The sequence below is a fragment of the Pedobacter sp. genome (assembly GCF_039594775.1).
Classification (GTDB): domain Bacteria; phylum Bacteroidota; class Bacteroidia; order Sphingobacteriales; family Sphingobacteriaceae; genus Pedobacter.
In genome coordinates this window covers 415394-439525 of sequence record NZ_JBCNMT010000001.1, presented here as the reverse complement: position 1 = coordinate 439525, position 24132 = coordinate 415394, and the positions used below count along the sequence as shown (strand labels likewise).

19 protein-coding genes are annotated in these 24132 nt (G+C 40.1%); 3 read left to right on the top strand and 16 right to left on the bottom strand.

Going from position 1 to position 24132, the window contains the following annotated elements:
- Nucleotides 1-89: 89 nt before the first annotated feature.
- The 11 genes from ABDV71_RS01980 to ABDV71_RS01930 are packed head-to-tail and all read right to left on the bottom strand — an operon-like array spanning nt 90 to nt 15220.
- Nucleotides 90-1265 (bottom strand): AGE family epimerase/isomerase, encoded by a 1176-nt coding sequence (locus ABDV71_RS01980; RefSeq protein ID WP_343530743.1) that lies wholly within the window; start codon nt 1263-1265, stop codon nt 90-92.
- Between the two features lies 1 nt (nt 1266).
- The gene (locus tag ABDV71_RS01975) at nt 1267-2199 is read right to left on the bottom strand and encodes a DUF4434 domain-containing protein (protein ID WP_343530742.1); all 933 of its coding nucleotides are present in this window, start codon (nt 2197-2199) and stop codon (nt 1267-1269) included.
- A gap of 49 nt (nt 2200-2248) precedes the next feature.
- Nucleotides 2249-2929, bottom strand: a complete 681-nt coding sequence (locus ABDV71_RS01970; protein ID WP_343530741.1) for a GDSL-type esterase/lipase family protein — start codon at nt 2927-2929, stop codon at nt 2249-2251.
- Between the two features lie 2 nt (nt 2930-2931).
- A complete protein-coding gene (locus tag ABDV71_RS01965) occupies nt 2932-3609 on the bottom strand; it encodes a GDSL-type esterase/lipase family protein (protein ID WP_343530740.1) in 678 nt (225 codons plus the stop codon).
- 1 nt (nt 3610) lies between these two features.
- Nucleotides 3611-4921, bottom strand: a complete 1311-nt coding sequence (locus ABDV71_RS01960; protein WP_343530739.1) for an MFS transporter — start codon at nt 4919-4921, stop codon at nt 3611-3613.
- Nucleotides 4922-4939: 18 nt separating this feature from the next.
- A complete protein-coding gene (locus ABDV71_RS01955) occupies nt 4940-6325 on the bottom strand; it encodes a DUF5009 domain-containing protein (protein WP_343530738.1) in 1386 nt (461 codons plus the stop codon).
- Nucleotides 6326-6359: 34 nt separating this feature from the next.
- Entirely contained in the window at nt 6360-7271 is a 912-nt protein-coding gene (locus ABDV71_RS01950; RefSeq protein ID WP_343530737.1) for a DUF5017 domain-containing protein, read from the bottom strand.
- 26 nt (nt 7272-7297) lie between these two features.
- Entirely contained in the window at nt 7298-9109 is a 1812-nt protein-coding gene (locus ABDV71_RS01945; RefSeq protein ID WP_343530736.1) for a RagB/SusD family nutrient uptake outer membrane protein, read from the bottom strand.
- A 21-nt stretch (nt 9110-9130) separates the two neighbouring features.
- Nucleotides 9131-12310 carry a TonB-dependent receptor gene (locus tag ABDV71_RS01940; RefSeq protein WP_343530735.1) on the bottom strand — a complete coding sequence of 1060 codons (3180 nt, stop codon included), beginning with the start codon at nt 12308-12310 and terminating at the stop codon, nt 9131-9133.
- A gap of 9 nt (nt 12311-12319) precedes the next feature.
- Nucleotides 12320-14203 (bottom strand): FAD-dependent oxidoreductase, encoded by a 1884-nt coding sequence (locus ABDV71_RS01935; protein ID WP_343530734.1) that lies wholly within the window; start codon nt 14201-14203, stop codon nt 12320-12322.
- A gap of 6 nt (nt 14204-14209) precedes the next feature.
- Complete coding sequence (locus ABDV71_RS01930) at nt 14210-15220, bottom strand: phosphodiester glycosidase family protein (RefSeq protein ID WP_343530733.1); 1011 nt, start codon at nt 15218-15220, stop codon at nt 14210-14212.
- A gap of 178 nt (nt 15221-15398) precedes the next feature.
- Here ABDV71_RS01930 and ABDV71_RS01925 point away from each other — a divergent pair, with 178 nt between their 5' ends.
- Entirely contained in the window at nt 15399-16613 is a 1215-nt protein-coding gene (locus ABDV71_RS01925; RefSeq protein WP_343530732.1) for an ROK family transcriptional regulator, read from the top strand.
- Here ABDV71_RS01925 and ABDV71_RS01920 read toward each other — a convergent pair.
- The 5 genes from ABDV71_RS01920 to radA all read right to left on the bottom strand — a co-directional run bounded on the left by ABDV71_RS01920 (nt 16610) and on the right by radA (nt 22627).
- On the bottom strand, nt 16610-18460 hold the full coding sequence (locus ABDV71_RS01920; RefSeq protein ID WP_343530731.1) for a family 20 glycosylhydrolase: 1851 nt from the start codon (nt 18458-18460) through the stop codon (nt 16610-16612). The genes ABDV71_RS01925 and ABDV71_RS01920 overlap by 4 nt on opposite strands.
- Before the next feature lie 4 nt (nt 18461-18464).
- Nucleotides 18465-19265 carry an alpha/beta hydrolase family protein gene (locus tag ABDV71_RS01915; RefSeq protein ID WP_343530730.1) on the bottom strand — a complete coding sequence of 267 codons (801 nt, stop codon included), beginning with the start codon at nt 19263-19265 and terminating at the stop codon, nt 18465-18467.
- Complete coding sequence (locus ABDV71_RS01910; RefSeq protein ID WP_343530729.1) at nt 19265-20452, bottom strand: copper amine oxidase; 1188 nt, start codon at nt 20450-20452, stop codon at nt 19265-19267. Before ABDV71_RS01910 ends, ABDV71_RS01915 begins: the two co-directional genes overlap by 1 nt.
- A gap of 182 nt (nt 20453-20634) precedes the next feature.
- Nucleotides 20635-21099 carry a DUF4920 domain-containing protein gene (locus ABDV71_RS01905; RefSeq protein WP_343530728.1) on the bottom strand — a complete coding sequence of 155 codons (465 nt, stop codon included), beginning with the start codon at nt 21097-21099 and terminating at the stop codon, nt 20635-20637.
- A 151-nt stretch (nt 21100-21250) separates the two neighbouring features.
- Complete coding sequence (radA, locus tag ABDV71_RS01900) at nt 21251-22627, bottom strand: DNA repair protein RadA (RefSeq protein ID WP_343530727.1); 1377 nt, start codon at nt 22625-22627, stop codon at nt 21251-21253.
- Nucleotides 22628-23043: 416 nt separating this feature from the next.
- Here radA and ABDV71_RS01895 point away from each other — a divergent pair, with 416 nt between their 5' ends.
- Both ABDV71_RS01895 and ABDV71_RS01890 read left to right on the top strand, forming a co-directional pair.
- The gene (locus ABDV71_RS01895; protein WP_343530726.1) at nt 23044-23439 is read left to right on the top strand and encodes a hypothetical protein; all 396 of its coding nucleotides are present in this window, start codon (nt 23044-23046) and stop codon (nt 23437-23439) included.
- 177 nt (nt 23440-23616) lie between these two features.
- Nucleotides 23617-24039: a hypothetical protein gene (locus tag ABDV71_RS01890; protein ID WP_343530725.1), complete on the top strand. Its 423-nt coding sequence runs from the start codon at nt 23617-23619 to the stop codon at nt 24037-24039.
- Nucleotides 24040-24132 lie beyond the last annotated feature (93 nt).

Below are 24132 nucleotides of genomic sequence, written 5' to 3'. Positions count from 1 at the left end.
TTCCCTCCTACGTGGGCATGAAATAAAAAACCTCGCAGGTTTCTAGATCCTACGAGGTTTGGAACATTTAAGAGACGTTTTTTTATGAATTAGATTTTAGCAGGCTCAACCACTTGCTCTAAAGTATTGTAAACTTGGTAAAGCGCTCTGGGAATATGGAAACAGCCTTTCCATTTACCACCTTTGGCTGGGATGGAAACTTCGCCCCTGCGATTAAGGTAGCCATACCATTCGCCACCGTTTTCGGCATCTCTAAAGTTTTTCCAGGTGTAGTGGTGTAATTTTTCGAACCACGCTGCACATTTTTCATTCTGGGTAATGGCATAGCCTTTGGCCATGGTTACCAAAGCCTCTACATGCACCCACCAAAGCTTTTGGTCCCACTCCAATTGTTGTACAGGATGGCCTTTAATGTCTTTAAAGTACAGAATACCTTCATGTTGGTTGTCCCAACCAAACTCCAGTGCTGTAAAAGCAATTTCAAGGGCTTTATTAGCGAGTTCAGTATCATTTTTCCTAACGGCTAAATCCATGATGAACCACATCGCTTCAATAATGTGCCCTGGGTTCACTACCCTGCCTTCAAACGAATCTGAGAAACTGCCATCATGATGAACATTTTCCAAGATCAATCCCGATTGTGGCTGATAAAATACCGACATCACTTCGTGCAATACTTCGTCAATTAAACCATCAATGGTCGATTTGTCCAGCAAGTGCTCTAGCTCCAGCGAAAGGTTGCAAAGGATCATTGGCAGGGAGAAGTTTTTCAGATCTCTGGTGCCAGGAAAGCCTTTGGTATATTTCCCTTTTGGATTATTTCTTCTCTCTAAAATTCGATTAAAGGTTTTAAGGGCAGTGTCGGCATCTTCGCTACTGTTGTTGATTTTACACAATGCACCAAAGCCCAAAGCAGCAAAACAATCCGAAAAAATATTATAGGGCTGTACCAGTGGTTTTCCTCTTTTGGTGAACGAAAAATACCAATCTCCGTTTTCATCTCTTCCGTGTTTTCTCATAAACGAAGCGCCCAGCTCAGAAATGTCTTTCCATTCTTGTTTAGCTTCAACTTTGTCAAAAAGCATGGCATAGGTCCAAATTTGGCGGCCTTGTAACCAGGCAAACTTATCGGTATCGTAAATATTTCCCTTGGCATCTAAGCAGGTAAAGTACCCTCCAGCATCTTTATCTAAAGAGTTTTTGCTCCAAAACGGGATAATTTCGTTCAAAAGCTCATTCTTGTATATCTCTATGTACTTGTTCATATTATAAGTTCTTTGCGTATTCCTGGTATCTGTTGTAAAGGTGGTGTGCTTGTATGTAGGCTGATTGCGGGCTCATAAAGTGCGAGAATTCGAAAGTAATGGCCTTGTCGTAACCAGCTTTGCGTGCGGCTTCTAGTTTTAGGCGTAGCTTTTCAAATTTGATAGGTAAAAACTTAATGGGCATATCGCGGTCGAAACTCTCGGCGTTGGTCCAGCATTGTAAACCAAATTGATCGGCCATTTTTTTATTCACCTCAAAGAAATCTTGTAGCTCATGGTAATCAACATGTCCATCTTGGAAAGCTACGGCATCAATAGAGCCTTTCAGCCCCGAAAATATTTCCGACCATTCGTCTTCATGCTCTTTCAGAGAAACGGCGTTTTCCTTGGTTAAGGTCGCTTCGGCAGCCATCACGGCTTTTTTGCCATCAATCCAAGGTGAAATGAATGTGGGCAAACCATTGCTAACCCCTTTGCATTGTAGCCCTAAGGTATTAAATGCCTCAGTTGCGCCTTTGGTACGGCGACTAATTTCCATGCTTAAATACCAGCCACCAAAGCTTTTGTAATGACCATATTTGGCCCAAACTTCGTCAATTACATATCTATTGGCATCAATTTCATGCTGTAGGTTGCCTGTATCCCAATAGTGTCCGCTATCATATAAGCCGAAATAGAACTTCATTTCGTTTTCTTCTGCCAATTGCAGATAAAGTTCAACCAGGTCTATTGGTGGTTCATAACAACCGAATTTATTTTGAAGGTAAACCGAAGGATAAGTGATAAACCTTCTGTATCCGCTTCTAATCAGGATGACGGTGTCAATCCCCATTGCTTTCATGTGGGCAAAATCCTTGGCCCATTCTTCTCTTCCCCAGTTTTGGTGTGGGATATCGTGAGAAATCTCATCAATAAAAGTTCCCGTTATTTTCATTTATGCTACTCTTCGTTTTTTATTGCTAATGCTGTTTTAAGCCAAGGGCCTATAAATATTTTTTATCCTTTAAAAACTTTACCCAGTCGATGTATGCACTAGCTTTTAGGTGCACGCCATCCATGGTAAACTCTTTCTTTAATACACCGTTTTCATCTTGAAACAAAGGACAGATATCGATGTAGGTTACTCCTTCTTCTTTTGCTAAGGCTTTTAATTTTTTATTCAGTTCGGGAACTAATATATTGCGGCCTTTGGTATAGGCTTCCTTGGTCATGTCCTCGTTAATGGGCAAAGCACTTTCAAGGTAAATCTTTGTTGTTGGCGACTGTTGCTTGATTTTTCTGATGATGCGACGATAGTTGTTGACGCTCACCTCATGTGGTAATTTTCTGAACTGGTCGTTAATGCCGTCCATTAAATAAATGGCTTTTGGTTTTGCGTTTATGATTTCGTCCATTCTGGCTAAAATGCCAAAAGAGTTGTCACCACCAATACCTCTGTTGATCACCGGATATTTGCTGTCGGCAAGCAGTTCCTGCCATTCGGCTCTCTCTGTAATGCTATTGCCCAAAAAGATAATAGCGTTTTTTGGAATAGGTGTTTTGGCAAAATATTCCATACGCTGTTGGTAATACCAGTTAGCGTAGCTGCTATCTATTTTAACGGTTTGTGCTTGGCTAACATTAAAGATGGCAAGGCTGATGATAATTAAGCGTAGTTTTTTCATTGTTAGATTACCTTTAGTCTTTTTAGTTCGTTGGCCCATAACACATAAGACGCTTGACGTAAATGCAGGCCATCAATGCTCAATTCCTTTTTAAGACTTCCATTCTCATCAGCCAGCGCAGGGTGTAGGTTAATGTAATTTACCCCCATTTGCTTGCAAAGCACCTGCAGTTTTTGGTTCAAGTCGTTGATTTTGCTATTTTTTACTTGTGCATAAATGGCGGGCAACATGCCTTCGTTAACCGGCAGAACGCTTTGCATGTAAAGGATGGTTTTTGGTGATTGCGTTTTAACCATCACAATCATTCGCTTAAAGTTGTTAAGGATTACTTCGTTTGGTGTGCCGCGCTTCATGTCGTTCACGCCACTTAACATGAACATTTTTGCTGGTTTCGATTCGAGTACCTCATCTAAACGGGCCAATATGCCGTAGGTTACATCGCCGCTAATGCCCCTGTTAATAATGTTCTTTTTTTGAAGAAGCTCTTGCCATTTTCCTCCTTCAGTGATGCTATTGCCCACAAAGGCAATTTCACCTTTACGGTTAGGCATTTTTCTGAAAAAATCCAGGCGTTGCGTATAGTGGCTATTTAAATAACCACTATCAACAGCAACGGTTTCTTGCGCATTTGCAAAATGAGCAGCAACGACTAAGCAAAAAGTATAAATCAATTTCTTCATGTTATTCCTTGATCAAATTTTCTTCATTGTGGTTTTCGCTCTGCTCTTCAGATTTCTTTAAAGGGACAATCCATGTGGCAATAAAAGCCGGAATGGTAGCAATAAGCACCCAAACAAAAAAGTGTTTGTAGCCCAAATAATCACTGATGTAACCACTGATCATGCTGGCCAACGTATAGCCGAAATAGGTAATGGCACTACCAAAGGCATAATGTGCCATTTGATATTTACCAGGGGCAATTTGCTGCATAATGAAAAGGATAATACCGATAAAACCGAAGCCATAACCAAAATGCTCAATAGCCACAGCGCTTCCTATGATGAACAGGTTAGAGGTTTGGGTAAAAGCTAGATAAGCGTAGGTGATAAACGGCAGGTTAAAAAATGCACAAAGCATTAATAATGTTTTTCGGGTTAGGCCTTTGTTTGAGACAAAATATCCAGCGGCTAAGGAACCCAGCACAAAAGCAATGGTGCCGTAAATACCGGTAAGCATGCCTAAAGTAGCTTCGCTAAGTTCTAAGCCGCCAACAGCTTTAGTTGCCTTAAAAAATAGGGGCATTATTTTAATGGCTTGTCCTTCGGCAAAGCGATACAAAACGATAAATAAAATACCGAACCAAATATGTTTTTTCTTGAAAAAGCTAGTAATAACATCCGTTAGTGTTTGCCAAACCTGCGCTGTAGTTTGTACCTGAACTTGCGCCTGTGTTTGGGGCAAGAACTTTTTGTTGTATAAGCCAAGCAAGAACATTACTGCTGCGTAAATCAACAAAATAATGGCCCAGGCTTTGGTGTTGCCGTAAAGCGGAATGAGTACACCCACCAAAAAAACCATGCCTCCGTTGGAGAACAGTTTGGCAAAGTTGTAAAAAGTGCCTTGCCAACCTACATATTGTGCCTGTTGTTTGTTGCTTAACGACTGTAGGTACAAACCATCGGCAGCAATGTCTTGTGTGGCGCCTAAAAAAGCAATCAATAAAAACACAACTACCGAAGCAGCAAAGAAATTACTGAGAAACAATAGGCCTGCGGCAATGGCAAACAATAGTCCACAAAGGATTTGAGAGCCATAGATGTAAAACTTTTTGGTTTTGTATAGCTCCATAAAAGGTCCCCATAACGGTTTAAAACTCCATGGCAAAATAATGATGCCTGTATATACCGTAATTTGCGTATCGGAAAAGCCCATGTTTTTGTATAGCAATGAGAGCAAAGTGCCCCCAAGTACCAGGTTGGGCAACCCCATGGCAAACCATGTACTGGGTATCCACGATATAGGATTAGTGTTTTTAGTTTTTGTTTGGTCCACTGTGTGTATGTTGTTTGTTTAGGTTTTCCAGAAAAATTTAAGGCGGGTAAATAATACCGTAATTAATGCTACAATGCCGGTGAAAATAACTCCTCTGGCAAAACCCATAAAAGCGCCAGTGTTCATGGCATCTAAATAGGTAGACAGTGTAGTTAATTTAAGGAACGGGATTAGCAAAAGGTTGCCCGCAGTATAGGCAATCATTGGGTTTTTTCCGTTGCTGGCCAAAAAGGTGGTCAGGCCTTTTAAATATCCAAGTTTTTCAACCAAGCTAAAGGCTAATAGGGTAAGGAATGATAAACCGGAGCAAACAAAATAGTAGCTATAGGTAGAAAAATCTTTTTTGATCCCGCCTTCGTAAGCTTCAAAAAATAGGCCCAATAATAAAAGATATACTCCCGCCGATATCATGTTGTTAATTAAAGGACTTTGTTTCACCTGTTTTGCTAGTAACAATAAGCAGGCACAGGCAATGACGTTGAGCAATAGATTTAATTCTAACGATCTTGTAAAGAGTCCCCATAAATTTACAAAAACCAAAATGCATGCAATCGCAGCAATAAGAAGCAGCGATTTTTTGGAGGCTGTTTCCGCTTTTTCATTTTTAGCTTCTTTAATGAACCATTCTCCGGCGAAGGTTCCCGGAATAATGATAAACAAGTATTTGAGGTAGTAGAATTTATACAGCCAGTTTGCAGGTGTCCCTTCAAAAATCAACTGGTTAATGCTGTTATCTTCTTTTGAAGCCAAAAATACGGCCATTACAAAAGGGAGTATAGCGATGCGCCAAATGGGCTGCTTTCGGGTGAAGTACCAAACCAAGCCACCGAAGAAAGCCATGTTGGCCAATACAATGATAATGATGTCGCTCTTGGCTAAACTAAAATCGCCGTAGGCAAAGGGATAGATAGCCATAAATAAAACGGCCAAAAGGATGCCCAATATTTTTAAGCCCAAGGCCAGCTTGCTCTTCACAAAGGCCGACCAATTTCCATAAATTAGAAAAAGACATGCAAATGCAGCGATTGAAATCAACTGTGTTATGCTGTTAGGGTTTTTCTCCATTACCCAGGCTCGTGCATGAAAGGTGAAAATGGCAAAAAAGGCCAGCAGTACCATTCTGCTGAAAAGCTGGGTAAATATTTTGTGGAAAGGAAGTTCTTCGGCTTTTTTATGCAGCGCCAACGGAATAGCGGCTCCCATAGAAAATAGAAAGAAAGGGAATACCAAATCGACCCAAGTAATGCCTGGGAGGTTTGGATTAAATGCATGTGTTGGCGGAGGGGTTTGCGCATGGAACATCCAAGCTGGCATCATTTCTCCAAAAGCAATGCTGCTAGAGAGCACCATGCAGAGTATGGCAAGCCCTCTAAGAGCATCGAGACTGTTTAAGCGTTTGTTCATCTTTTAAAGATATGCAAGGTGAAGCTTCAAAAGGTTATTTAATAGTAACAGTCAGTTCTTTCACTACTTCTTTAACATTTCCATTTAGCCCGTTTTTGGCAATAAAGGCAACATTGTATACGCCCGTTTTGCTGAACTTGTATTTGTAGTTCTTCATCCTGTCGGTGTAAGCTTTTACGTTTACGCTAAGGTCTGGGCTGACTTTATTTGGGAATAAGGCCTTAGATACAGCCCAATCTTCCGATTCGTTGAGCGTGCTGTTAGGAGCAAAGTATAAAAACGGAGTTGTAGACTGGATGGTCCATTTGTTAGCCGTATTCTTTACATCAATAGCTAGCCAACCCGCAGATGTGACGGTGGCAATGGTTGATGCTCCGCTTGCGGTTTTGTTGGTAAGATTAAAGGCCGGAACTCTCCAAGTCCTTCCTCCAAGGGCCGCGGTAGTACTCGCTTGTCCTACCCATTTGAATGCGAAAAAAATCGGCTTGCCAGAAACTGGCAAATCAGAAAGATCTACATCGGCAGAAGTAACGGCTGTTCCAACAGCTCCGGCTGCCGCGGTTGAAAGCGTAAAGCGGTTGGTAATGTCTGTCCAAGTTGCTTTGCTAATTCCATCTACCGAATAAAGGTTGTCAAAATCAGTAGAGTACAGTAAGCTTAAATTGTTGGCCTGTGTACCATATAATACTTGCGTTTGAATGTTCAAGTGCATTTTGCCATCATTGGACTCCAAGCGATTTCTGTAACGATATTCCTTTCCAGCTTCGCCAGAGTAAAAGCCAATCACATCGGCATAACCTGATATTTGAAACTCTACCGAATCGGCCAAGTTGTATTCTGCCTTGCTTGTCACTACATTGAAGGTAGGTGCATCTGGTGCATCTTTTTTACAGGCATATACTGCCGGAATTAAAAGCAAGCCAAGGATATATTTTAATTTATTCATGACAATATTTTTTTAGTTAATTATTGTTACCAGCCTTTATTTGGAATAATTAATTTGTTTAAGCTAAGCTCATTTGCGGGAATCGCGAACAATACATCTTTCTCTGAAACGTTTTGTGCTGATTTTGCCGCATAAGTGTAGGCTGCAGGGGCTGTGGTTGCAATTTCATTGGCAAGGGCTTTCATCGTCTCATAAAAAACACCCCAACGGATCAGGTCGAACCTTCTTAAGCCTTCATAGCCAAGCTCCCATGATCTTTCGTTTCTTACAGCTAAACGGAAATCTTCTTTGGTGGCCGTGGTAGTAATGCTTAAATCGTGGTTTGCAGTTTGTGTATTGGTTAACGTAGCTACAGCCACTGCACCACTGGCTACCGTTGCTCCCGAAGCATATCCGCCAGTAAAGGTAATGGTTGGTGCTGAGGTATAACCTGTGCCCATATCGGTCACATATACTCCGTTTACTTTTCCTGATGACACGGTGGCGGTTGCTTTGGCACCAGTTCCTCCACCTCCGCTAATGGTTACCGTAGGCGCTACGGTATAATTGGCACCGCCAGCAGTTACGGCGATAGATTTTACCATCTCGGCATTGGTCAGTGTTTTTCCAAAAGCACGACGACGCACCTCGTTAATGGCGTCAAATGCTTTGGTTGTTGGGCCGTTTAGCTCATTTTCTGCTTCAGCCAACATCAATAATACATCAGAATATCTTAATAATGGAAAGTTAATGCTTGTTGTTCCGTTAAATTTAGGTGTTGCAGTTTCGTACTCGCGTCTCCATTTAGCATCATAACGGTTATAGATCTGCGTTGGTCCATAGCCTACACGAGAGTTATCGGAAGCATAATAATAAGGGCTAATGTTCCAGTCACGACGTAAATCGCCATCGGCAAAGCTATTGTAATATCTTTCAGTTGTATGCTTTGCCCCGTAACTATAGCCAAGAGATGCATTTGCACCAATACCGTTAATAGAGCCTAGCGCACCTTCTTCTTCTTGTGTGCCATTTTTCTTGTTAAACTCAACTTCCCAAAGCACTTCTTTGGTGTCGTATTTGTCTTGGCACATGTTAATGAATACCTGCGAATAGCTTGGGTTTAGGCTGTGCCCTGCAGTTTTCACTTTTTCAGCCCACTTCACTACCTCGCTGTAGCGAGAAGCATCTAACAATGGAGCTCCTGCCATTTTAAGGTTTACACGGGCCAACATGCCCCAAACCACAGATTTGGTTACGCGACTGCTGTAAGTATAATTAGAGATAGGATTGACCATATCAGCTGCGGTTTCCATATCCTTTATAATTTGCTCATAAATGGTTTTGGAAGGAGTGTTGGCAAAGTTTACATCGTTAGGCGTTTTGGTTGAAGCGAGACGTAAAGGCACATTTCCCCAGTTGGTGGTTAAAACAAAATAATAGTACGCCCTTAAAAACAACGCCTCGCCCTTTGCCGCATTTTTCTTTGTGGGATCCATTGAGGCCTTGTCAATATTTTCCAACAGCATGTTTGCACGATTAATTCCGTTGTACAGAGTGGTCCAAGCTTCGGTAAGCTTGGTGTCGGAAGGATTGTAATTGTACAAGCCAATATCTTGTGTCCAAGAAGATAGTGCAATAAATGCATCATCGGCAACGTCCATTTCGAAATAAAAAGATCGTCCGTAAGTAGCATTTTTACCCAATACATCATACACGCCAGTTAGGGCAGCATTAATATCGGCTTCAGTGTTATAGTAGTTGGCTGGGGCCAAAGAATCGGTAGGGGCAATTTCTAAGAACTTTTTACAGGCGCTTAGGGATAATACCGAAACAAATAGTAGAATTAAAATACGTTTCATCATTTTATCTATTAGGAATGATTAAAAAGTTGTGTTAATACCAAAAGTGATGGTTCTGGCCCTAGGATAAGCCGAGTAGTCGAAACCTGGAGTTAATGCACTGTTTCTCACCGAAACCTCTGGGTCGTAACCAGAATATTTGGTCCAAGTGTACAGGTTTTGGGCCGCTACGTATACCCTACCGGTTTTAAATACTTTTGATTTTTGTAACCATCCTGTTGGAAGTGTATAGCCCAATGAAACGGTTTTTAATCTTAGGAATGAACCATCTTCGATGATGCGGGTAGAGTATGCTTTTAATGAAGAACCTCTTCCGGCAGCAACACCTGGAATGTCTGAAGTTGGATTTTCTGCCGACCATCTGTTGGCATAAGTAGCATATTGGTTGTAGCCATATTTGTATGAAGATTCGAACATGATACGGTTAGCGTTGATGATATCATTACCGTATGACCATTGGAAGAAAATCCCTAAATCAAAACCTTTATAGTTAAAGTTGTTAGAGAAACCTCCAATATGTACCGGATTTGGATTACCGATGACCGTTTTGTCTGCTTCTGTAATTTGTCCATCTCCATCAAGATCCATGTATTTTACATCGCCAGGTTTAACATTGGCTCTTGAACCACCGTTTGAAGGTACGTTGTCTTTTAAGGTGTAAACGCCACCAAGCAGATCAAAATCTTCGTATTTGTAGGTTCCTGAATAAATTAAACCATAAAACTGAGCAATTGGCTCGTTGATCTTGGCAATATATCCTGGAATGTTTTTCCAATCATCGCCCCAGCCTTGTGCAGTAAGCATGTACAATTGGTTATCTGTTAAACCAAGCACCTTGTTACGGTTAAAGGCGATGTTGAATGAACTGGTCCAAGTAAAGTTTTTAGTTTGTATTGGCGTACCACCGATAGTGATTTCCAAACCTTGGTTTTGTACTTTGCCAATGTTTTTGAACACTCTGTTGTAGCCAGTACTTGGCGACATTGGCGCGTTAAGCAATAACCTGTCGGTAACTTTTCTATAAACATCAACCTCAACGGTTAAGCGCTGTTTTAAGAAACCTAGATCTAGGCCCATATCCGTTTGTTTGGTTACCTCCCATCTTAAATCGGCATTACCCAAAGATGAGTATACCAAACCTTTATTATCTGCTCCGCCAAAGGTGTAACTTGGGAAATTGTTCACCGTGTAGGTTCCATCGGGGTTGGCAAAACTTAATGCTGGGTGAGCTGCAAAGTTGCCTACGCCGTTATTTCCCGTTGTACCATAAGAGATGCGTAGTTTTGCGCTTGAGATCGCCCTGATATTTTTCATGAACTCCTCGTTGTTGATCTGCCATGCAAAAGCTCCGGAGTGGAAGTAGCCCCATCTGTTGCTATTCAAGAAACGAGAAGAACCATCTGCCCTAAAAGTAGCTGTGAACAAGTAGCGGTCATACAATTTATAGTTAGCACGGCCAATAAAGCTAGACATCCTAGATTTTGAAGTTAATGAAGTAATGTTTAATGGATTTCCCTCATCTAAACCGCTTAATCCTAAGCTTTCGTTAGGAAGTAATACCGCGGCAGCGCCAAAAGAAGTGTTGTTGCTTTCTTCGAGGGTAAAACCACCCATTACATCAATGTAATTGTTCTTGTCTAATCTTTTTACGTAGTTAAGGGTACTGTAACTTTGCCAAGTATTTGAGTTAAGATAGGTTTTGCTACCATTAACCAAATAATTTCCAGCAATACCACTTCTAGACATTGAACCATTGAAAACATCGTAAACTCTTGAGCCTTTATTTAAGCTGGCTACGGTTTTAAATTTCAGGTTTTTGGCAATTTGGTACTCAATGTAGGCGTTGGCGGCCAAGTTATCGCCCGAGTTTTCTCTTAGCTCATTTTTTACAGTAAGAATTGGGTTGAAAGTAAAATTGCTGGCCTGTTCCACCTCTGGGTCATTTGCCAAATCCAATAAATTGGTGGCCGGATTTACCGCTAAAGGTCTAAAAGCCCAAACGCTGAACAACAAGTTGATCTCGTTGCTAAAATTACCAGTAGAGGTGGGGCTACCATAATTCTTAACCCCCGAATAGGTAGCCGTCAACCCTACTTTTAGTCGATCAGAAACTTCTTGGTCCAATGCAAATTTACCTTGTAAACGATTGAAACCAGAGTTCAATAAAATACCATCTTGTCCAGTATAGGAAAGAGATGCGCTGTATTTTGTCTTTTTATTACCGCCCATTAAGTTTAAATAATGGTTTTGCATTGGTGCAATGCGGGTTACTTCGTCTTCCCAGTTAATACCTTTCAAACCTCTATAGTTTTCTAAGGTCATGTTGTTAACGAAGTATAAGTTTTTGGTTCTTACTGGATCGATCTCGTTTTGAAGCTTTACAAATTCATATGGAGAAAGTGTTTCAACCCTTTTTCTATTTTCTTGAAGTCCGTAATAACCATTGTAACTAATGGTTGGCATTCCTTCTTTACCTCTTTTAGTGGTTACCATTACTACACCATTAGATCCTCTGGCACCATAAATGGCCGTTGATGAGGCATCTTTTAAAATATTGATTGATTCGATATCATTTGGGTCAATGGTATTCAATGGATTAACAGAAAGGTTGTTAGGATCTTCGAAAATAATCCCATCAATTACTACTAATGGATAGTTGTTTTGTGTTACCGAGTTGTTACCACGAATGGTAATGTTAATGGCCGATCCTGGTTGACCTTCGCTCGAAGTTACCTGCACACCAGCTACACGACCAGCTAAAGCTTCGTCAAATGATTTAACTGGAGCTTTTTGTAAATCGGAAATATTAACGGTACCTACTGATCCCGTCAGGTCCTTTTTAGTGGAAGTGCCATATCCAATGATTACCACATCGTTAAGTGTAGATACATTTGATTTAAGACTAATTTTAAGTTCTCCTCCTGTGGCAAGGGCCTCTTTGGTTTCGTAGCCCAAATAGCTAAATACCAAAGTAGTTGAACCTGCTGGTAGGGTAATTTGGAATTTACCATCTTGGTTGGTAGTCGTACTTATTTTGGTGCCTTTTACCAAAACACTTACTCCTGTAAGAATTTCTCCCTGATCATCATTTACCGTTCCGCTAACCTTGGTTTGGGCCATTACGGAAGTAGTGAAAGTGAATAGCAGTATTGCTAATAGGGCAAGAAAGCCTTCTTTTCTTACTGAAAATCGTTTCTTCATGGTTAATTATTAATTTGTTAGGTTGTTAGTTGCTTGTTTTGTTTTTCCGGTGAAGTCTATTTCCATGTTAAAAGGATTTAGAAAGTGGTCTAGCACGTGGGTAACCATTCTTCTGCTCAAGGTACTTTCGGCACTGAGGCCATTAAAGTTTTGTTGTTTTAAATAAGTAAGGATTTGCTCAGCCTTTACCTCTTTTTTGCTGATGGCTTTCACCACTTTTGCTAAGTAATCAGCGGTACTTAAATTTCCCGAAGGATGTATTTCCTCAAAAGGAGGATAGAAAGCTTTTAAGCCGTTAACCAAATCCCATTCACTTATGGGAAGCTCAGGATAGAACCAAGTTTGGTTGGCCCACTTGTAAGAAAGGCCTGTTCCTTTTAAAATGCCTGTTGCACCAATTTTTTGGATAACCTTGAAAGAAGGGTCGTTCGGTTTTACATCAATGAAAGGCATTAAATAAGCCTTGCTTTCTAATAGTGCATTTTGAACCGCTCTAATGTTAATGTTTGCAGGGTCGGTGTTGCTAAGCACTGCGGTAGCAGCTAATGCTCCAGCGGCTTGACCAATACCTAGTACTACCGGCTGTAAACGGCTAGCACCGGCGACGATATTGGTTACACTAATACTTTTTTCAGCTACAATTAAGCCTTCACCAGTTTTAGGAACTAAAGCACCCAAAGGAATGTTGTATGAAGGCACTTTGATTTTCACAAAATCAATTTGTGGGGCATCTGGATTTTTAAGGTGATGGTGGTCAATGGTATAATCTCCAACGGCTATACCTGTTCGGTATAACGCAGTTTTTTGAGTGTAAGGCGAAGTCACATCATTTAAGGTTAAGGTTACTTGACCGTTTAAACGACGAGACTCCCTGTGGTAAGCAATCATAGGCAGCTTGTCGGCAGTTGGAAACTCATCATCGGCAATGCCTAAATTTTTGAAGCCTAGTTTGGTCTGTAGGTGATAGATGAAGCGCAAACTGTGTAGTTTGGCTTTTTTCAAAGCCTCTTTGCGCTCCGCATCGTTCATTTCAATAATGTTCAAATAAATATCGTTACCGCATTTTGGCCAATTGATCATGTATTTACCGTTGGGCAATTTGCCGTAGGTAATCATTTGGCTGCAGTCAATTTTTGGGGTATTGTCGTGCGAAGCGGGGTCTTGAACATCGCAGCAGCAATCAAACTCTTTTGGGTCGTAGCCTTCGGGCTTTTTGATGGTTTTATTGGCATTAGCGCCAAAATCCTTCAAAATCACTACATAAGTTAAATCTTGGATAATGTTGTTGGCTTTCTCTGGAGCAAAGCTTTCTCCTGTATCGTAACGACTGTCCATTCCTACGCGGTAAGGAACTTTCAATTTGGCCATTACATCGCCAAGTTCTGTGGCGTCAATCACTACTTTTGCCTCTACGGTTTGTTTTTTACCTTTATTGTTGATTTCAGCCAGCCACAATTTTCCGTTTTTGGAGATGTTGCTCAAACTGCTTTTATACCAAATGCTTAAATTTTCGTGTTGGGCCATCTTTTTGAGCGTGATATTGCCAAAAGAAGGTTCGAAAAGTGTATTGCTCACCCATCCAGTTTCTACTGCTTTGGGGCCTCCGTAGTAATCATATAGGTGTTGTCTAAACTCTCCCCATAAGCCTGATGGCATGTTGTGGTTGCCATCAATGGCCGAAACCCCAGCCGAAGTAAGCATGCCGCCCAGCCACTCGGTTTCTTCCACTACTAATACTTTCACCCCCATACGGGCCGATTGGATGGCAGCCGTTGTGCCACTGGCGCCGCCTCCAATAATCAATACATCTGTTTTATGGTTTACTTGTGCAAAAGCCGAATAACAGCTTAGCAAAAGCCCGAAAACAAAGAATTTGGTAAATTTTATATTCATACTTGGTTATTTGCTTTTAAGGATAAGGGCTGTAACTACTGGTCTTTCTCCTGCTGCGTCAGAAGGTTTTATGGTGTGTACCCCATTGATGTAAAGAGCTGTAGAACCACCCCCGTCTAAATTAACGGCACCAACACAGCCCATGTCTTTCATTACTTGGGCTACTTCTGCCAGGGTTAGGCCTACTGCTCCGTTAGTATTATTTCCTTCCGCTGCTAACAGAATGACCTTGTTGTTGGCGGTGTAGCCTATCGCAGATCTAGCCCTCGATGAATTGTTGTCAATCACAATAAGCTCCTCCTCGTCGGTAATATTGATGCTCCCATTTTTAATTAACATCGGGGAGCCGCCAATAGCGCTGTTTATGTTCCAAACCACTCCGCCAGCTGGAAAAGTTGCACTAGGTATTGCTTGTGGTGCCGTGTTAAGTAGATTTGGAGATGGCGTTGGATAGCTATAAACCGTGCCGTTTCCAGCCCCTACGTGATAAACCCAAGCTACTTCTGCGGTATAATTTGCAGTTAAACCAAATGCCGCACGTGTTGGGTAGTAAGTTGCATTAGCGCCGTTATAGGTCCTCGTTAATGATTTGATGTTGGCAGCAGTCATTACTCCATTAAACATACTTAAGCTGTAAGAGGCATTGGTGCCAAAGAAACCACCGTTGATGCAAGCAAATTTTTTCCCAATCTCTTCTTGGTAAAAGTCGCTCACCTTTTTATTGGTGGCAGAGGTGATAGGTTTCAATTCAACCAGTTTTGGGTCAAAAACCACCGCATACATTAAAGTAGTTTTGTTATTGATGGATTTTTTGTTTAGATAAACTTGAATGCCCGTAGGGAAATCCTTCATCAAATGCACGGCCTTTTTCCAATCTGAGGGCAAGACCGTTAGCGCCGTAGAATCTACGGGAATTACCTCGTGTTTGGGATGGTACTCGCCAGAATTTGATTTACTGCATGCACATATCGAAGCAGTAAATGCCAATGTGGCTGCAATTGAGGTTAGTCTGTTCATGTAGGCCTTCGCTGGTTGAAGGGTAAATATAAATACTTTTTTAAAAAAATTAATAAGTGTAACATTATTTTTTTAATTTTTTAATTTTATGCTGGTAGGATTTCTAATAAAAACAGTCTGCTTATTAGGTTTAGTGAGATATTATTCTAATTTTGATTTTTAAAATTTATTAATAAAAATGACTTTCTTTAACGAACTCAGTGATGAGAACATTTCAGGTGTTGCCTATAAAAATGTAACCATCAAGAAGGCAATAGTGGCGTATTTCAGTAAAAATGGCAATTCTACCATTGCTGATTTGTGTGGAGAACTAGGTTTAAGTACCCCTAAAATCAACAATGTTTTGAACGATCTAATTGCTGAAGGGTTGGTGAAAGATTTTGGTAAACTACAGTCGCGAGGAGGTAGAAAACCAAACATCTATGGCCTGGTGATGGAATCTGGTTACTTTTTGGGCGTTGATGTTAAGAAATCGCATATCAATATCGGTTTAACCGACTTGCAAAAGAACTTGGTGCACGTGAAGGAGAATATTCCCTATAGTTTAAACAATAGTGAGGAATCCTTAAATCAGCTATGCGAGCTTATTAATAATTTTATAAAAGAGGCTCCGGTCAAAAGAGAAAAAATATTAGGCGCTGGTCTCAACCTATCGGGTAGGATTAATTACTCTACAGGCTATAGCTATAGTTTTTTCCATTTCAATGAAGAGCCATTAAGTAAGGTCATCGAAAGAAATATTGGTCTTAGGATATTTTTGGAAAACGACTCAAGGGCAATGGCTTTTGGAGAATTCTCTGCAGGAGCAGTACATGAAGAAGAGAATGTGCTTTTCCTAAACATGGACTATGGGATGGGGATCGGGATCATGATCAATAGCCAGCTTTATTATGGGAAATCGGGTTTTGCCGGCGAATTTGGACATATTCCTTTCTTTAATAATGAAATTCTGTGTAGCTGCGGTAAAAAGGGTTGTTTAGAGACAGAAGTTTCTGGATGGGCATTGGTGCGGAAGTTTAAGGAAAAGTTGGCAGAAGGTTCTACTTCTGTGCTATCAGGAATGCCAGTAGATGAAATTAAGTTGAACGATATTATTGACGCAGCGATTAAAGACGACGTATTGGCTATTGAATTGGTAGCCGAGGTAGGCGAGAAACTAGGAAAGGGCATTGCGGTGTTGATCAATATTTTCAACCCTGAGATGGTGATTTTGGGTGGAAGCTTAGCTGCAACAGGAGAATACATTCGTTTGCCTATTAAAAGTGCATTGAATAAATTCTCCCTTAGTTTGGTGAATAATGATACGCAACTAAAAATGTCTAAACTTGGAGAAAAAGCAGGGGTTATTGGTGCATGTTTACTGGTAAGAAACCGCTTGCTTGGTCTAGTTTAAAGTTTTGCCCTCTTTTTCAATTCGGCAATGGGTAAGCGCACAATCCTACTTTTTTGCACAGCGCCTTTGTAACTAACTACTCTAATATTTTTTGCCCCTTTTGGAATGGTGAGCTCTTGTCCGTTATATTTTGGGTAAAATTGATCAGGGTCGGTGTCATCAAAAGAATAGTAAATGGCCAGTCCGGGTATTTCTGTATCAATATTCAGAACAACATCATCATTTTGCCCTTTTTTGGCACTGATGATTGCATCATAAAAATAGTTGCTATAGTTGGTGCTATCAAGAGTTAGTAAAGGTAAGTGCACTTCGATTCGATTAAAGAAATCAGGCCAGCTCAATTTAGGGGCTGTTGACCATAAATTTTCAGATAGTGTTAATCCTCTAGGCCAAGTCATAAATTGTAGTTTACGCTCGTTTGGAACTTGTTCGGTCCATAAACTGCCTTGTCCGCCCAATACATTTTTAACATTGATCCCGGGAGGTAGGGGGTTAAATTTATAACTATTGCTAAGTCTGTTTACTGTAAAAGGAGCATTTTCCAAATATGGATCGCCTTGATAGAAATCCAGATAGGTTAAAAAAGCAGGGGTTAAAATTACTTTTTTCCCTTCGTTGGAGGATTTAACCGCACCTTTCTCATCTTTCCAGCTCATTTGAACAATATTGCTGTCCAATCCTTTTTCCAAGGTTTCATACCAGCCAATTGGTGTTTTCCCCTTTGCAACGACCATTTTGGCTACTCTATTCACAAAATAGCTTTGTAATTCATCTACATTTCTTAAGCCCTCTTTAGCAATTCGATTTTGGCAAACGGTACAATTGCTCCAATAGTTTCTGGTCACTTCGTCACCGCCAATGTGAATGTATTTGGATGGGAAAATTTCTGCAATTTCGGTAATAATTTGATCAATTTTGGTATAGGTAGAATCGTTGCCTACGCATACTACGTTTGTTCTTTTGGCATTCCATGGGTCGCCCGCAAGTACTTGCTGTGGGGTTTTGGTACAAGAAACTTCTGGATAGGAAGCCACGAAGGCTAAACTATGCCCTGGCAGATCGATTTCTGGAACAATATCTACAAAGCGCTGTTTGGCATAAGCGACTAAATCTTTAATGTCTTCTTGAGAATAATAACCGCCATAAGTTGCTTTTTCTTCTGGCTCTGGCGCAGGCATTCCGCTCCAATAGCCTGTTCTGGGAACTCGCCAAGCGCCTATGCTCGTTAGTTTGGGCAATTGTTTAATTTCCAGTCGCCATCCTTGATTATCGGTAAGATGAAGGTGAAGTACATTGAATTTGTATTTCGCCATTTGGTCAATATATCTTTTTAAAACTTCCTTACTAAAGAAATGTCTGCTCACGTCAATCATTAAGCCTCGCCAGCCAAATTTGGGTTGATCTTTAATGTCTACCTCGGTCAGATAAGCTTCTTTGCCATTTTCTAGCTTTAATCGGAGCATTTGGATAAAAGTTTGCCATCCGTAAAACCAGCCAGCGGGTTCTGATGCACTGATCACCACATTGTTTTTGGTAACTTTAAGTTGATAGGCCTCTTTTGGTAAGTCTTTTTTTATCGAAAATGAAATACTGTTTTTGCTTAGTGGAGCAACATTGGTTTTGATTTTTGTATTTAAAACTGCTGAAAGTTGCTCGCGAAAATGATTAACCAAGGGTAGATATTCTTTCTCTTTTGGTATTGAAATGGCGGTTTGTCCATTGATTTTTAAGGAAGAATTGCCCAATACCAATTGCGAGGGTTGTGGAATTAAAGGAAGGCTACCTTGTTGAGCATTGACGTTATGAGCAAAAAAAAGGAGTAATAACGCTTTAAATAGATTTTTCATTTGGTTAGTTTTTGAGATGTTCGGCAAAGAACTCAAAATGTTTAAGGATGGTTTTGCTCCAATAGCCGCCAGTATGGCCGCCTGGTTGAGCAATGTAAGTGGCTTTTATTTTAAGCTCATCACATTTTTGCCTAAACTGCTTACTGGTAATATATAGATAGTCTTCGGTGCCTGTATCAAAAATCAATGCTTTGTTTTGTCCTTGTAGTGCTGATAGCTTATTTACCGGCGAATACTCGTCGTAAAGTACGTTTTTATCATCATAAGTGCCTAAAAGATAGGCTATGGTTGTTTTTCTGAAAGCAGAATAACGAAGGTTTAGCACCCCTGAAGTACTTCCAGCTCCAGCGAACAAATTAGGGTATTTGGTCATCATCCACATCGCGCCAAAACCACCCATGCTGGCACCTGTAATAAAAACACGTTGAGGATCCACTGGGTATTTTTTATTGATAGTCGGCATAAGCTCGTCCAAAAAGAAGCTTTCATATTGGGTGCTGTCGGGATTTGGAGAGTTGAGATACCAGCTTTTTTTCAAGCCATCGGGACATACAATAATGAAATTATATTGGTCTGCTAACGTTTGAAGATTCGCCAACTTGCTCCAGCTCTTATAATTAGCGCTGTGCCCATGTAGTAAATATACCAAGGCTGTTTTGCCCAACATTTGCTTAGGCTTGAACACCAGAACAGAGTCCGTTTGCTTAAGATTTTTTGGAGAGGAAATGGTTAAAATTTCTTGGGCATACAGTGTAGATACGCCCAAGAAGAGTAGAATGAAGATGAGTTTGATGAATCTCATCATTATGGGTTTAAGTCAACAGGAACTAAAATTAATGGGGTTGGTAGGCAAGATGCGCCAGGAGGCGAATAAGTTAATTTAATCGTCTGCTCTTCGCCTTTGCCAGAAGGTTTGAAAACTTGGATCAGTACCGCTTCCGGGGCAGCTTTCGTTACTAATTCATCTTTCGGCAATTGGATAATGCCCTCTTTAAACTTTCCTTCGCTCACTTTCATCGCTGCAGCCATTCCGCTGCACCACTTGTTGTCTGCAGAGCGAGAGTTCCAGGTTATTAAAGCTAGTCCCTTGCCATCGGAGCTTTTCCATTTTAATTCAATGTCGTACATCACACCATAATTTCCAGCAAGTTTAGCCTGTTGGCCAGTGGTCCCTTCGCGTCCAATAATCCAAGGGTCATTTACGCCATCAGCAACCACTAAGGCAGATGTACCGTTTTTAGTGTCAATTACAGCGGTGTTATTTACGTGGTAGTTGCTCACACCATACAAACCTCTTCCTGCACCACTTTTTGTTTTAGGAGGTAAAATATTAGTAATGCGTTTTAGAGCCTCTTTGCCGCTGGTTTTAAGGTCGGTTTGCAATACGGTAATTTCTGCAGGCTGGTCAATCACAAATTCATAGAAGCCGTGGACAAGTTCGTCATATTTTACCACATATTGTTCTAGCTTTTCGTCAATAGGAACAGCGTCGCCAGGTTTTACAATGCGGACATCTTCGCTAGGCTGTGCAGCAAAAAAAGAAGCCAATCCCTCTTTACCCAATTTAAAATAATTGGTGCTAGGTTTTTGGGTTACATATTTCAACATTTTAATGCGCATAGGAGTTTTGCCGATATTTTTGATCATGGCAATAATTTTCCTATCTATTTTTTGAGGCTCTACCACGCCATTTACATTGTACAGATAGAATCGAACCGAACCGGGTACCACACTTTCTTTTAGCGCAATGGCTTCGGGTACGCGGATGTACTCTGGGTCATCAGAAATAATGTATTGAGGCCCAGGAGTTGGGAATTTTTGAAAAGGAATTTGAGCGGTTTTCTCGGTTAAAAATCCATCAAGCCTAACGATAGCACCTTGACTGGCGTTCAGCAAAGCTTGGTTTTGCTCTTTGTTAAGCTGTTGGGCATGGGTTTTTGCACCAAATATAGAAAGGGCGGCAAGCAGAAAGGTTGTTCTGTTCAGTTTCATTATTTAATCAGGTTTCATTTGTTAATAGAGTGAAGATAGCACAAAGATTTAATAATTAAAAAAATTTAATAATTAAATCTTTGTTTGTTAAAAATATTACAAATGTATTTAAACAAAAAATAAGCCCTAACGTGAGTTAGGGCTTTTCAATCAATCAATATTAAAAAGGAGAACCTTTCTAATTACTTTAAAATTACTGCGCCTTTCGCTTCAAAAACGATTTCTTTTTTAGGCTGGGTAATTTTTGCTATTTCTTCAGGAGATTTTTTCGCATCTTCAGCATAGTGCTTCAAGTCTTCTACAGAGGTTTCTTTTCTTTGGGCGAAGCCATCAATTACTACTTTTGTGCCAGCAGGCATATCTTTTGGCATAAAGAAACCGTAATCTTTAAATTTAACGAACATGGTTTCTGTGTCCGAAATTTTAACGGTCATGAAGCAGCCTTTTTTCTTGCAAACAGTTACTACTTCACCTTCTACTTTCATGTCTGCTTTGGCTTCTTTGCCCAACTTGGCATTTACGTCTGTAGCAGCAATGATATTACCTTTTTTAACTCCTTCGCCAAATGATTGGCCTTCTACGTTATCTTGTGCAAAACCAACACTTGCTAAGGCACAAAAAACTAAGCTTAAAATTAATTTTTTCATCACTATTTTGTTTTAATATCTAGTTAAGATTGATGAGCAAAGATATTTAAAATCTTTCTAAATAACTATCCGTGATCAAACTTAGATTTTCTGCTGCTCTAAAAACGCCAAAAAAACCTTTGTAGTACAAATGGATGGAATATTTTTTCAGTTAACCAAATAATGCCGAGAAAACCTCCTCAATTTTGGAAACCGTAACCAGCTCTATTTTAAATTTATCCTTATTAAAACCTTTCAAATTATAACTAGAGATAAAAATCTTTTCAAAGCCTAATTTCTCCGCTTCTGAGATGCGTTGCTCTATCCTATTTACGGCCCTAATTTCTCCAGAAAGGCCTACCTCGGCCGCAAAACAAATCTTAGATGAGATAGAAATATCCTCATGGGAGGAGATGATGGCTGCAATGATAGAAAGGTCTATCGCGGGGTCTTCTACTTTAATGCCCCCTGCAATATTTAAGAAAACATCTTTGGCGCTTAATCGAAATCCACATCTTTTTTCCAATACCGCTAAAAGCATGTTCATGCGCTTGGTGTCGAATCCTGTAGCAGAGCGTTGTGGAGTTCCATAAGCAGAAGTACTCACTAGCGCCTGTGTTTCAATGACCATTGGTCTGGCTCCTTCAATGGTAGCACCGATGGTGATACCGGTTAGTTCTTCATCACGTTGCGAAAGCAATACTTCCGAAGGATTGGAAACTTCTCTTAAGCCATTACCGTGCATCGCATATATTCCCAATTCGGCAGCAGCTCCAAAGCGGTTTTTAATGGAGCGTAAAATACGGTAAATATGGTGCCTGTCACCTTCAAATTGCAGAACGGTGTCTACCATATGTTCCAGGATCTTCGGCCCCGCAATGGCTCCGTCCTTGGTGATATGTCCAATGAGGAAAACAGGGGTAGCAGTTTCTTTCGCAAATCTTAGTAGCTCGGCTGTACACTCTCGCACTTGGGAAACACTGCCGGGGGTTGATTCGATATGGGCCGAATGTAGCGTTTGTATCGAGTCGACTACTAAAATTTCAGGCTGTAGTTGCTCCAGTTGCTTGAAAATATTTTGGGTGGAAGTTTCCGTAAGGATAAAGCAATTGGCTTTGGGAGCTTTAGTAATGCGCTCTGCACGCATTTTGATCTGTTGTTCACTTTCCTCTCCCGAAACATACAACACTCTCTTTTGATTAATGTTGAGCGCCAGTTGAAGCATGAGGGTTGATTTGCCAATACCTGGTTCACCACCAATCAATGTTACAGATCCTGGGACCAAGCCTCCGCCCAAAACCCTGTCGAGTTCTGCATCGCCAGTCATTACCCTTTCTTCGGTAGCGCTGGTAATATCTTCCAGCTTGCTAGGTTTAGCTACTCTTTGTTGTCCAGTAGACGTTTTCCATATGGCCGATGCAGCAGAAGGTTTTTCAACCACTTCCTCTACAAAGGTATTCCACTGCTGGCACGAAGGACATTTGCCCAACCACTTGGCCGATTCGTAGCCACAGCTCTGACAGAAATATGCTGATTTGATCTTAGCCAAAATAATTGACGATTTTAGATTTACGAAATACGATTATTTATTTACGAATTTAGATTTAATCGATTGGAAATGCTAGGCGAGTTTTAAACAAAAATCTAGATCTTTATTAAGATTTTTAATTTCCTGTTGTGGTTTACCGCCTGTCGAATAGTTATGCTCAAAAAAATAAATAAACTTATTTTGTTGCCTTTAAAATGGTCGCCTTTAATAAATACCGATAGAGATTTTATAACCGACAAATACCCACGAGATATCTGTTATCTGAGAATGAATGATTTTCCCGATGAGCCTTTGTGGACCCTTTTCTATAAAGGGGAAACAAAAGATCTTGAAGATACTCCGGCCCTTTGGAAAATTAATTATAGAAGTCTCCCTGAGCGTAAACATTAACAGTAGTGCTTAATGCCTAAACAAGTATGGAAGTATTATCATTTATAACTAAATCCCCTGATTTTATAGATAAATTCGGATCTTTTTTAAAAGCGTATAACAACCTTATTTTGGGTGACCAAGATATTGACACACTGTATTTTATTAATCCTAAAACAGGGTGTAATGTAATTTATTTTCATTTTGTGCCAAATAATTTAGAGGAGGAATTTTCTTATAATTACACAAACAAGGAACAAGAAGAAATAATAAAATACTTAGGAAACGGTGAGATTCATTTATTTGATATACAATTTAGAGATGAAGTTTTTTTAGTGCAGTTGCTCAAAGATTTTAAAGAATATCTAATCTTTCAAACAGAATATTCATCAGATAACATCCTGATAAGCCACCCCCATAAGGGAATACAGAAGTTTCAATAAGGCGCTCACTCCTGACAGAGTGTTACAAACGTTTTATCAAAGGAATATTGAGAGATGTGGGGATAAACTTGGGGCTACAATTAAATTTTTGAAGGAAAATGGTAAAAGTTGGGATGATATAATTGAGAGCGCATCAAGACCAAAGGGAAAAGATTTAGGGCTTTAAAATGATTAAATATGTTTTTTAGAAATTTCGATTTTGCTACAAAATATTATGATTACGAGTCAAAGACTGAACAAGTAATGAGTTTAGATACGCCAATCAATGGCTGGTATAAATTTATTAATGGAGTATTATCAGCTTTGATGGTAGCAGATAATAAACTTTATTTCCTTTACGGTGAGGATGAAATTTTAATAACAGACTCTCATCGCGTCATACTAAAAGAAAAGAGCAAAAAGGAAAATGAATTTGTATTTTTCGATGGGAATAAGGAACTCGCTAGATTTTTATATGACTTGCCAGATCCAAAATTCAATGTTTCACCATTTGAATATATCGATGAAGAAGATTTTAAATGGGGTAATTTTATTGGAAAAATTGTAAATAGTAAAGAAAGACAAAGGAATTTTGTGACAAATTTAATGGAACTTCTGTGAGAATTCATATAATCTCCCAAATTGGTTATCTAATTTTAACGAGGTTGAAGAGGTCCCCTTAAAAGGAGTAGATCTAGACAATACCTGATAGTA